Origin of the sequence: Bradyrhizobium sp. (genome assembly GCF_035273305.1) — a bacterium.
Taxonomy (GTDB): domain Bacteria; phylum Pseudomonadota; class Alphaproteobacteria; order Rhizobiales; family Xanthobacteraceae; genus Bradyrhizobium.
Genome location: NZ_DATEPI010000086.1, coordinates 1 through 11010, shown reverse-complemented (window position 1 = coordinate 11010; position 11010 = coordinate 1). Strand labels below are relative to the sequence as shown.

The 11010-nt window shown below is 60.1% G+C and carries 11 protein-coding genes; 7 read left to right on the top strand and 4 right to left on the bottom strand.

The genetic code is table 11. The features are described 5' to 3' along the window. A partial coding sequence (locus VJV58_RS05530) for a helix-turn-helix domain-containing protein (protein ID WP_324136333.1) occupies positions 1-813 on the top strand: 813 nt, incomplete at its 5' end. 15 nt (positions 814-828) lie between these two features. On the opposite strand, the gene VJV58_RS05525 is transcribed toward VJV58_RS05530, so the two are convergent. Next, a complete protein-coding gene (locus tag VJV58_RS05525) occupies positions 829-2655 on the bottom strand; it encodes a methyl-accepting chemotaxis protein (RefSeq protein ID WP_324136332.1) in 1827 nt (608 codons plus the stop codon). A gap of 111 nt (positions 2656-2766) precedes the next feature. On the opposite strand from VJV58_RS05525, the gene VJV58_RS05520 reads away from it, so the two are divergent. From VJV58_RS05520 to VJV58_RS05510, 3 genes are all read left to right on the top strand, one after another. Further along, entirely contained in the window at positions 2767-3747 is a 981-nt protein-coding gene (locus VJV58_RS05520) for an ABC transporter substrate-binding protein (protein ID WP_324136331.1), read from the top strand. Positions 3748-3834: 87 nt separating this feature from the next. Continuing rightward, positions 3835-4368: a cytochrome P460 family protein gene (locus VJV58_RS05515; protein WP_324136330.1), complete on the top strand. Its 534-nt coding sequence runs from the start codon at positions 3835-3837 to the stop codon at positions 4366-4368. Between the two features lie 69 nt (positions 4369-4437). Beyond that, the gene (locus VJV58_RS05510) at positions 4438-5502 is read left to right on the top strand and encodes an alpha/beta fold hydrolase (protein ID WP_414641413.1); all 1065 of its coding nucleotides are present in this window, start codon (positions 4438-4440) and stop codon (positions 5500-5502) included. A 14-nt stretch (positions 5503-5516) separates the two neighbouring features. Here the strand turns inward: VJV58_RS05510 and VJV58_RS05505 are convergent, their stop codons facing one another. Beyond that, positions 5517-5894 (bottom strand): hypothetical protein, encoded by a 378-nt coding sequence (locus tag VJV58_RS05505; protein WP_324136329.1) that lies wholly within the window; start codon positions 5892-5894, stop codon positions 5517-5519. A 28-nt stretch (positions 5895-5922) separates the two neighbouring features. Beyond that, complete coding sequence (locus tag VJV58_RS05500) at positions 5923-7506, bottom strand: tetratricopeptide repeat protein (protein WP_324136328.1); 1584 nt, start codon at positions 7504-7506, stop codon at positions 5923-5925. A 155-nt stretch (positions 7507-7661) separates the two neighbouring features. Here VJV58_RS05500 and VJV58_RS05495 point away from each other — a divergent pair, with 155 nt between their 5' ends. Together VJV58_RS05495 and VJV58_RS05490 are read left to right on the top strand one after the other, a co-directional pair. After that, positions 7662-8834: a helix-turn-helix domain-containing protein gene (locus tag VJV58_RS05495; protein ID WP_324136327.1), complete on the top strand. Its 1173-nt coding sequence runs from the start codon at positions 7662-7664 to the stop codon at positions 8832-8834. A 143-nt stretch (positions 8835-8977) separates the two neighbouring features. Then, positions 8978-9337: a hypothetical protein gene (locus VJV58_RS05490; protein WP_324136334.1), complete on the top strand. Its 360-nt coding sequence runs from the start codon at positions 8978-8980 to the stop codon at positions 9335-9337. 92 nt (positions 9338-9429) lie between these two features. Here the strand turns inward: VJV58_RS05490 and VJV58_RS05485 are convergent, their stop codons facing one another. After that, the gene (locus VJV58_RS05485) at positions 9430-10128 is read right to left on the bottom strand and encodes a helix-turn-helix domain-containing protein (RefSeq protein WP_324136326.1); all 699 of its coding nucleotides are present in this window, start codon (positions 10126-10128) and stop codon (positions 9430-9432) included. Between the two features lie 208 nt (positions 10129-10336). Between VJV58_RS05485 and VJV58_RS05480 the strand changes: the two genes are divergently transcribed. Continuing rightward, positions 10337-11010 (top strand): class I SAM-dependent methyltransferase (locus tag VJV58_RS05480; RefSeq protein ID WP_324136325.1); only part of this gene is annotated, 674 nt, incomplete at its 3' end.

Below are 11010 nucleotides of genomic sequence, written 5' to 3'. Positions count from 1 at the left end.
TACAAGACCGTCTCGCGCCTGAAACTCTGCCAGATCGAGGTGAGTCAGCACCGACTCGCGCATCCCGTGTCGCGCGGCAAGTCGGGCGATCACCCCTATGTCAAAATTCTGTTCCAGACATACGGCGTATCTCATTTCGAGCAGGATGGTCGCCGGTTTGACCTCGCGCCCGGCGATTGCCTCGCCTACGATGTGTCCTGTCCACACACTATCGTCAGCCCGTCGCTGACGCGGCACGAAGTAGTGGTTGTGCCAAAGGAAGTGCTGATGGAGCGCGGGTTCCATTCGGCAAAGCTGCCAGCGTGCAAACTTTCCGCACGCAGCGGGACCGGCCGAATCGCGCATGATTTCATGCACGCCGCATTTGGCGAAGCTGCTTTATTGTCTCCGCAGACCGCGCTGGGCGTCGCCGATACGCTGATCGACCTGTTGCTGTTGCCGCTTCGCGAGGCCGGTACGACCTTCGACCGGGGCGGTCCGCTAGCGCTCTATGTGCGGGCCCAAGCCTTCATCAACGAGCATTTACGCGACCCGGATCTCAGCATCGACCAGATCTCCGCGGAATTGGGCTGCACCAAGCGCTACCTGCACATGTTGTTCAGCGAGAGGGGCATGACAGTCAGCGACTACATCTGGCAGGCAAGGCTGCAGCACTGCCGTCAGGAGCTGGAGGCCCACGGGGGCAAAACCATCACCGACGTCGCTTTTTCGTGGGGCTTTTCGAGCTCGTCGCATTTCAGTCGCGTGTTCAGAAAGTATTTCGGGATCGTTCCTTCCTCGATCCTCCACAAGTCATCGCCGGGCAGCATTTAGTTAGAGGATTCGAGCCTACGCGGCCCGAACCGTCGCGAGAAAACTTTCGACCTCCTGCTTGAGGCGCTGGGACTGCTTTGCGAGTTCGCCGGCCGAACCGAGAACCAGTTGGGCCGCCGTTCCCACCTGCCCCGATGCTTGCGTCACGCCGGCGATGTTTTGCATGATACCCTGAGTACCCAGCGCGGCCTGATGAACGCTGCGGGCAATCTCGTTGGTAGCTCCACTCTGCTCCTCCACCGCCGCGGCGATCGTCGTGGCAATCTCGTCGATCTGCCCGATCGTCGTGCCGATCTCGCGAATTGCGCCGGCCGTTGTCCCCGTTGCATCTCGAATCGCCTGAATCTGATCGGCGATCTCCTCCGTCGCTTTCGCGGTCTGGGTCGAGAGCACCTTCACTTCGCCTGCCACCACGGCAAAGCCCTTGCCGGCCTCCCCGGCCCGCGCGGCCTCGATCGTCGCGTTCAAGGCCAGGAGGTTGGTCTGCGCGGCGATGTTTTGAATGAGGCCCATCACCTCGCCGATCCTTTGTGTGGCTTCCAGCAACCCTTCCACCATTGAATTGGTCCGTTCGGCCTGCGCGACGGCGCTTTGCGCGATTGTTGCCGAATGAATGATTTGACGGGAGATTTCCTGGCCCGATGTCGAAAGTTCCTCCGCCGCGGCGGCCACGGTCTGCACATTGGTCGTGGTCTGTTGACCGGCTGCGGCAACCGACGTGCTCTGCCTGGTTGTTTCCGTCGCGATCGCCGACAGCGATTGCGCCGAGCGCTGCATCTCGGTCGCCGCTGAATCAGCGCCGGCGATAATGCCTCCCACGCTCTTCTCGAACTCGGCCGCGATCCGGTTCATGGCCGCTTTCCGTTCCGCCACGGCGCGAACCGTCGCCTCCTCGCGTTCTGCGCGAAGACGTTCGGCATCGATCAACCGATCCTTGAACACGGCCAGACTGCGCGAGATATGGCCGATCTCGTTACGAAGCTCCACAAACGGCACCTCGACGCCTAAATCACCCTTTGCCAGACCATCCATGGAGTCGCATATCGCACTGAGCGGACGGACCAGGCCGCGACCGAGAGCGAAAGCGACCAATCCCGCGATGAGCAACCCCGCCAGCCCGCCCGCCACGATCCGGATGGCGCGGTCGAAAACCACCGCGTCGATATCGTCGGTATAGACGCCCGCCTGGATCGCGAGCAGCTTCTCGCCCTCCCCATAGCCGCCCGCATAAGTAAGCTTCGGCAGCTCAGGACCGCCCGCCGATTTCGGCACCTGGTATTCGAGGAAGCCGCCGCCGCTACGGGCTTTGGCCACGATGTTTTGAATCAGCAGCTGGCCTTTGTGGTCTTTGTAATCCCAGCGGTTGACATTGATGTATTTCGGGTTGGCGTGCACGTAAGTGACGCCGGCATTGGTGCTGCCTGCACCGTACACTCCAAGATAATCGGCCGATTTGCCCCAGCGCATCGCGCCGATCGCATCAAACGCAAGCTGCCGTGCCTCCTCCGCCGAGATTTTTCCGGCTTTGGCTTTTTCCTCGTAGCTGGACAGGATCTTTTTGGCGGCTTCGACCAGATCGAAGACCTTGGTGCGACGCTCCTCGATGACGGTATCGCGAAGGATTATCACTTGAGCGGTGAGCGCGGCGACAAAGACGACGCTCAAAACCGCGATAATCAGTGCAAATCGATTGTAAACCGTCAGATGACGCATGGTGAGTGCCTTCCTGGCAAAAGGGATCGGCGACAGTATTGTCGTACCCGTTAAGCCTTTATTGAGAACGACCAGGTTTTCGCGGGCAGTGCGGGGCGCTTGCGCGCCTTCGACCAGAACCGGGCTCAATGCCGCTCACGGTAGATCTGGTCGCGCGCGCTTTTTCGCGTTGTCCCGAGGGAAAACTGACTCATCTTTCCGCATCATGCTTTAGCATCCGCCTTGACCAAGGGGGCAGCCGTGAGAAGACGCCACTTTATTGGGCTTGGGGTTGGCGGAGCGATGCTGCTGTCAGCCCCCGCACGCGCGCAGCCCGCGAAGACGTACCGCCTCGGTTATCTTGCGCTACTTCCTGGTGAGGATAAGAGTCTGGCGAAGCCGCTGCTGCAGCGCCTTGATGAGCTCGGTTACCATCGGGGCGTGAACATGATCCTGGACTACAGGTCGGCTGAAGGCCGGGCGGAACGGCTGCCGCAGCTCGCAGCAGAACTCGTGCGCACCGCTCCCGACCTCGTGATTGCCGGATTCGGGACACTTGCGCCCAAGGCGGCTATGGCGGCCAGCAGCAAGATCCCGGTTGTGTTCACGTCAGTTGGAGATCCAATCGGAGCCGGCCTGATCTCGAGTCTGAGTCAGCCGGGCGGAAACGCCACCGGCCTGAGCGGCCAGGCTAGCGACATCACGGCCAAGCGGCTGCAACTGCTGGAGGACCTCATACCGGGCAAAAACCTGATCGCCGTGCTCGGGAATCCCGACACCCCTTATACGGCGCTGGCGTTGCGACAGGTCAAGACGGCGGCAGCGACCATGGGTCAGCCCCTCGTTGTCTTCGAAGCCAGGACCGCCGAGCAACTGCCGACCGCTATCGAAGCAGTGATCAGCTCCGGAGCCACGAGTCTGCTGCTGCTGGAAGATCCAGTATTGTTGGGCGCCAAGCAGCAAACCATCCAGCTCGTCACCAAGGCAAGGCTCCCCGCAATTTATGGGGCACGCGATTACGTCGAAGCCGGCGGATTGATTTCGTATGGGCCGGATCAACGCCAGATGAGCCGTCGAGCCGCAGAGTATGTTGACAAGATTCTGAAGGGCGCGTCACCTGCCAACCTTCCAGTCGAGCAGCCCACGACATTCGAACTTATCGTCAACCTCAAGACTGCCAAGGATCTTGGCCTCGAAATTCCGGCAACGCTGCTCGCCCGCGCCGACGAAGTGATCGAATAAAGTAGCTTATTGATACACGCTCCCTCGGCATCGCGCTGGTGAATATCGGCCCTTGAGGGAATCTCAACAGCTAAGCAGGAGTAATCGATGACCAGAACTCCTTCCTCGATGATCCCAATGGTTGCGCTATTGCTTGCCATGCTGGGCGGCACGGCCGTTTGCGCGGACGACAAGTACTCGCTGAAATCCCCAAGCGGAATCGCGTTCTCCGACTTCAGGGGATACGAGGACTGGGCGGTGGTGTCTTCCGCCCGAACCGACGAAGTGCTCAAGGTGATCGTCGCCAATCCGACTATGATCAACGCGTACAAGGCAGGCATTCCCGGCAACGGGCAAGCTTTCCCGAATGGCTCCATGATCGCGAAGCTCCAGTGGAAGCCGAAGAAGAGCACGGAGGCGCCGTTCGTCGTGGATGTGCCAGACGTGTTCACGCAGGCATTTGTGATGGAAAAGGATAGCAACAAATTTCCGCAGAGCGGCGGATGGGGATATGCGCTGTTCAACTATGAAGCCGCATCTGACAAGTTCACGGCCGATCCCAGCCCGTCGGACTGCGGACACGCGTGCCATGTGGCCGTCAAATCAAAGGATCACATCTTCCACCCGTACCAGAAGCGTTGAGAGGCGCGCATGGCCGGATAGTGAAGCGGCGGCGGCAATAAAATGTCATCCGAACCAACGAGATTGACCATGAGCACTAGCAAAATCGCAGAAGAGATAGATTGGGCTCGTCGCTATTTCGTCGGCGCCGCTGCTGTCACCGCGGCCGCGCAGCTCGGCATTATCGCCCCGGCTGATGCGCAATCGAGCAAGATGGGCCAGGCAGAACTGCCTCCGATCAAACCTGGAACGAATACTTCATTCGCCCCACTGAAGCAGATCGATGCCGGCGTCCTGAATGTCGCATATGCCGAAGCAGGCGCGGCCGATGGCCCGCCAGTGATGCTTCTGCACGGCTGGCCGTATGACATTTACAGCTTTGTCGATGTCACGCCCTTATTGGCCTCGGCGGGTTATCGCGTCATCGTTCCGTTTCTGCGCGGTTATGGCGCGACGCGCTTTCTGTCGAGCGACACCGTCCGGAACGGCCAGCCGTCGGCGATCGCAGTGGACACGATCGCGTTGATGGACGCCCTCAAGATCGAGAAAGCTATTTTGGCCGGCTTCGATTGGGGCGCGCGGACCGTCAACATCGTCTCCGCGCTTTGGCCAGAGCGGTGCAAAGCGACCGTGTCCGTGAGCGGTTACCTGATCGGGAGCCAGGAAGCCGCCAAGATGCCGTTGCCCCCGAGCGCTGAACTGCAGTGGTGGTACCAATATTATTTTGCCACCGAACGGGGCAAGGCCGGTTACGACAAATACCGACGCGAATTTTCAAAGCTCATTTGGCAGCTGGCCTCGCCGAAATGGGCCTTCGATGATGCCACGTTTGAGCGCACCGCAGCCTCTTTTGATAATCCCGATCACGTTGCCATCGTGATCCACAATTATCGCTGGCGACTGGGCCTTGCAGAAGGCGAGCCGAAATATGACGAGCTCGAAAAGCGGCTTGCGCAAGGTCCGATTATCACGGTGCCGACCATTACCCTTGAAGGTGATGCCAATGGCGCGCCGCATTTGGACCCCAGCGCCTACGCGAAGAAATTCTCGGGTAGATACGAGCATCGCACGATCAAAGGTGGCATTGGACACAACTTGCCGCAGGAAGCGCCACAGGCCTTTGCGCAAGCCATCGTTGACATTGCCAAAGCTTGAACGGGTCGAACGCTCTACTGGACCCACAACTTCAGCGGCACCGCTTCTCGCCCCGTGCAGTTCATGGTGCCGCTGTAAAAATCGGCCCGTATTCCCCTATAGCTGCATTCGACGCCATCGACGCGCAGCGTCGCCTCGAGCTGCGACGAGGAGCTCGGCATCCGAATACTGATGTTGCCGCTCTTTTCCTCGGGTCCTTCCTGGGTGCAAAGCCCGACATGTTTCATCAGCAGCGCCCCTGAATATCGCCTCTCCGCGGATGAACCCTCTTCGGTGACGGTGGCGGTCAACTCCCATTCCCCGAGATGGCCCGAATACCCGACGATCTGCAGCGAGTCAGCATGAGCCGATATGACGACTACGCCGAGCGCAAACGGCGCAGTCAGCCACATCGCGCGCCGGTTATTCCGGGTACGCTTCCTAGTGCGCATCGAGATAAGCGCGCGCATCCGCGACCTCAGTGCGGGTGTTACCCTGATTGCCGGCTTGTTCGACCACCTTGCTGAAATATTGCCGCGCCTTGGCGGTGTCGCCGAGTTGCACCGCTGCCCTCGCCGCGCCGACATAGGCGCCGAGGCGATTCGGTTCCTTTTTCAGCGTCGCCTCGAAGGCCGTCAGCGCCTCCTTTGCATTGCCGCTGTCGATCAGCATCTCGCCATAGAGCTCGCGCGCCGGCTTTGGAACGCCTGGTGTCACCGGATGCTTCTCGGTGCGATCCTCCGCGTCGGCGGCATCGCTCATCGCCTTCAGCGCGTCATCCTTCTTACCTTCGGCATAGAGCACCCAGGCGGAGGCGACCTTGGCCTGAATGTTGACCTGTTCGGACCAATAGGCATCCTTTGCCTCGCGCAGCTTGTCATGGAGTTCACCGAGCTTTGCAACGTCGGGCTTGGCGGCTTCGGGATTGCCAGCCCTTGCAGCTCCGATCGCGCGAGCGAAATAAGTAATGGCCTGCACATTGGCGAGCGGGCTTGGTCGCACTGTCAGCTCCGCCGCCGCTTTCCAGTCGCCGCGCTCTAAAGCGTAGCGCGCCGGAGAGGCTGCCTCGGCGTAGGGCCCTGGGATGAAGGTCTCGCTGAAGCCGGTGACCGTGCTCATCTCATCGATCACCGACTTGGCGTTGTCGTCCCGACCGAGCTGCAAATAGGCGTAAACCAGATAGTCCATCGCATGCAGCTGTTCGGATAAGTCGTTCGATTCCTTTGCGGACCGCGCCGAGGCCACATTGGATGAGATCGAGTCGTTCCAGTAGCCGACCCGCGTGAAGATATGCGAGGGCATGTGCAGAGCATGTGGCGCATCCGGCGCAATTTTGGCGTACCGCCGCGCCGCCTCGATGCCTTTGTCCGCGATCGCTGGATAATCGTAGAGATGGATCAGGTAGTGTGCCACGCCCGGATGCAGCGGCTGACGCAGGGCGATGGGTTCGAGAATCGCCGCGCCCTTGAGCTGGCTGGCATAGGTCTTGTCGGCCGCGGAAGCTGAGGTGTTGAGCGCGAGCGCATAATGGATCTGTGCCTCGTCGTCATCGGGATAGCGTTGCGCGAGGGCTTCCATCTGCTTCGCATAGGCCACGATGCGGGTGCGATGATCCACCTTCTCGTAATCTTTATACATTGAGGCCAGCGCGTCGACGTAGGCTTGCTCGCGCTCGGTCTTGAAGCCAATTGCTCTCGCCTTCTCGATCGCCGCTGCGCCCTCCGCCAGATTCTTCACCGGCGGCACCGTATGTGGATTCCACAACAGGCTAAGCGCGATACCCCAATAGGCAATACTGCAGGCGGGATCAGCTTTCAGCGTGCCCTCAAACATTTTCTGCGACGCGCGGTACCAGAACGAGTGCTGATACAGCATGCCGCGATCAAATAATTTTTGGGCCTCAGGATTGCACGACGTCTCGAAATGCACCTTGCCGAGCTTGTCGTCTTCAGATTGGGCACGGACCGGAGAAGCCAATGATACGCTGATCAATACCGTCGCCAGTCCAAGGGATGCTCTCACCATAATCCGCCTCCCGTTACCGTAGTTGCGCTCGGGAAAGATTGGGCGGAGCTCTGAACCGGCCGCTATACTGTTTTCGCATCACTATGCAAATTTCGCCACGAAACCTGAAAACGGTGTATTGTCCCAATGCGACTGGTTGTCGAGGTTATGTCGGCATGTCGACACGCAACCTGGAATCGAAAGCAAGCATCGGCCTCACGCCAGAAGCGTCGGCCCTTCCAGCGGACCTGACACGGGCGCTCGACTGGCTTCGCAGTCACTTGTCCGAGCCCGTCGAACTCAGCGCGCTTGCCGCGGTCAGCGGCGTCCCTGCACGCACGCTCGAACGACATTTCAGAATGTTTCTCGGCACGACGCCGCTCGGCTGGACGCGCAGCATGCGGCTTGCTCGGGCGCGGCAGGCTCTGCAGCACGCCGGCCCGGAGGATACCGTCACTGATGTCGCTTTGACGAACGGCTTTGGTCAGTTTGGTCGGTTTGCGGCCGAGTACCGGCGCGCATTCGGCGAATTGCCGTCCACGACAATGCGGCGGGCCAAGAATCCGAGCATGGACGTTGGCGATCTCGACGAAGCCATGCGGCTAACGTTTGATGCGCTCCCCTTGGCGTTTGCGGTGGCGCCAGAACAATGCAACGCGGCCCTGGAAAAACTCGACGGTCCGCAGGAACTGGAGCCAAGCTATGGTCTGCCAAAGGCTGTGGCCGCCTGGTGCTGGGGACAGCGGGCATCGCACCGATTCAGTTCGACACCCGATCGCGATCGTGCCTTGTCGTTGCGGCTGGCCGACGAGTCCTGCCGACTCGCACCGAACGATGCCTTGGCACTCACTTTGAGCAGCGGCGCGCTGGTGCTGGCTCGTCGTCTCGAGGAAGCCGATCGGCGTCTTGAGCGCGCCTTGGCGCTCGATCCCGGGCTTGCTTATGCGTGGGTCCGCCGCGGCTGGATGTCGGCCTATTTGGGCGACAGCGAGACAGCGATCCGCGAACTCTCCACGGCACTGCACCTGATGCCATTCGAGCCGCTGCGCCATCTCAGCTTCATCGGCATGGGATGCGCGCATTTTGCCGCTGGACGCTACGACCGCGCGATACGCTGGGTCACCAGTGGTGTCGGGGCTTCTCCGGGATCTTTCTGGGCGCAACGTGTTGCGGTCGCTGCAGCGGCGATGACGGGGTCGCGCAGCGAAGCGCGGCGCATGGCTCGCCAACTCATGCGCAAGGATCCCGATCTTACCGCGGCGGAAGCGCGTCAGGCCTGGCCGTTCACTCCGATGTTCATGTCCCGCCTTGGCGACGGGCTGGAAATCGCAGGCGTCCCTCGGAGCTGAACGGGTTTCTCCAGGAGACGTCAACGCGATATGCGGGGAATAAGCGGACAGATGCCCCCGGCTTTCGCTGCGCTCATCCGGTTAACGATTTTTGCACTCGAATTTCAATGTTCTTCTCACTGCGGACTCTCTATGCTGCGCTTATGTCGCGCCTCGTCTGTCTGGCAATTGCTGCTGTCCTGTCGCTGCTCGCTTTTGCTGCGCCGGCTGCGCCGATTCATAAACGGCCAGCGCCACGGTGGCATGGCTACGGTTTCCTGCCGGGCTATCAGCAACCGCTGAGCAACAGCGTCCCCCTCTATGCTCAGAAAGCCGCGGCGCTGCGTTTGGCGCGCCGCGACCGACGCCCCTGGTATATTGACCCGGTCCCTCGTTATTACGGGTATGATGGCAACTGGCACTATTTCGGCTGGCCCGGCTTTGACCGCGGGCGCTACAATGGCGGCAGCTTTGGTCCGTGCTGGACGCGAACGCCGATCGGGCCGATCTGGAATTGCGGCTGATCGGCACATCCTAAGCCATTCGTGAGCAGAAATCTTCGCTAGTGGAGCCGTAGCCCATCTACCTGCCTCGGAGCGAATGGCCGGTGCGATCGTTAAGCAACCTTCTTCTCGAGTTTCGCGAACACACTGAGCTTCAACCAGCTACGCAGATCGCTGGCTAGCTTGCTGTCGCCCGTCAAGACGAGGCGGCCATTCTCCGCTGCGGCGCCGATGGCCATATAGCCGAGCCAGACCTCGGTCATGCTGCGCAGATCGGTTGATACATAAAGATCGACGTCGAAGCCTGGATCGACCAGGCAAAGATCAACTTCGGTAGCCGGTTCCACAATGAGCCAAAAGTTGCGCTCCGAAGGCGGCCTATCGTTAAAAATGAACTGAACGGTGTTGCGGCGAGGCGGCAGGGGGTTTGGATTTATGGTTCGCCTGATATCCCACATCAGCAGATTAGCATCGAGATTCTGTAGTGTGGCTTCCGTCGTAACCCATCGATGTCCCCAGACGCCGATGGCCTCGATAATGGGACGCAGCTCATTTCCGGCTTCAGTGAGACGATATTCAAGCGCGCCCGGCTCACGCTCAGCGGCGACGTGCCTGACGATCCCGGCAGCTTCGAGATCCTTCAACCGCTTCGAGAGCAGGGCGGGCGACATGCTTGGCAGCCCACGCCGCAGTTCGTTGAAACGCCTTGAACCCACCACGAGTTCGCGCACAACGAGGAGCGTCCACCGGGAGCAGATGACCTCCGCTGCCATCGATACGGGACAGAACTGATTGTAGCTGGTATCCGACATTTCAAGCGTTCCTCGGGCCACTTCCTGCCCCACAAGGATGCTACCCCTTTTCTAATCGCGTTTTCCAATCGCGCCAGTTCAAAATCTGTACCGGGTAAATTCAGATCCTGAACTAGCTGCGTCGTCCCTGCCGTTAGATGCTCCTGCCAGTTCCGCAAGTCGCGGGGTCGCCCTCGGGCGATAGTTTTCGGCAAAAAGGAGATGTACTATGTCGGTTGCGACGCTAGCCCCTGATTACAGTGCCATCAAGCAACGCCAGCAGTCCGTCTGGTCGTCCGGTGACTATGCATTGATCGGATCGACTCTTCAGATCGTCGGCGAGCGACTGTGCGAGGCCGTTGATATGCGTGCCGGCAGCAACGTGCTCGATGTTGCGGCTGGCAACGGGAACGCGACGCTGGCGGCGGCCCGCCGCTTTGCTCGCGTCACGTCAACCGACTATGTCGGCGCACTTCTCGAGCGAGGCAGGGAGCGTGCGTCGGCCGAGCGCTTTTCCATCGATTTTCAGCAGGCTGACGCGGAGGCACTTCCATTTGTTGATGGCAGCTTCGACGTGGCGCTATCCACGTTCGGCGTCATGTTCACCCCGAACCAGACAAAGGCAGCCGCCGAACTCGTTCGCGTCGTGCGCAAGGGCGGGAAGATCGGACTGGCTAACTGGACGCCGGAGGGTTTTATAGGAAAGCTTCTGAAAATGGTCGGAAAGTACACACCACCCTCGCCCGGCATCAAACCACCCACTCTCTGGGGAACCGCCGCACACCTTGAAGAGCTGTTCCCAGGACATGAAATCCACAGCTCCGTTCAGACGTTCATGTTCAGGTACAACTCTCCGGAGCATTGGCTGGACGTTTTTCGACGTTACTATGGTCCCACGAACCG

Coding starts and splice junctions, on each gene's coding strand:
- VJV58_RS05515 (WP_324136330.1), top strand. CDS start 3,835: ATGACCAGAACTCCTTCCTCGATGATCCCAATGGTTGCGCTATTGCTT.
- VJV58_RS05510 (WP_414641413.1), top strand. CDS start 4,438: ATGAGCACTAGCAAAATCGCAGAAGAGATAGATTGGGCTCGTCGCTAT.
- VJV58_RS05505 (WP_324136329.1), bottom strand. CDS start 5,894: ATGTGGCTGACTGCGCCGTTTGCGCTCGGCGTAGTCGTCATATCGGCT.
- VJV58_RS05500 (WP_324136328.1), bottom strand. CDS start 7,506: ATGGTGAGAGCATCCCTTGGACTGGCGACGGTATTGATCAGCGTATCA.
- VJV58_RS05495 (WP_324136327.1), top strand. CDS start 7,662: ATGTCGACACGCAACCTGGAATCGAAAGCAAGCATCGGCCTCACGCCA.
- VJV58_RS05490 (WP_324136334.1), top strand. CDS start 8,978: ATGTCGCGCCTCGTCTGTCTGGCAATTGCTGCTGTCCTGTCGCTGCTC.
- VJV58_RS05485 (WP_324136326.1), bottom strand. CDS start 10,128: ATGTCGGATACCAGCTACAATCAGTTCTGTCCCGTATCGATGGCAGCG.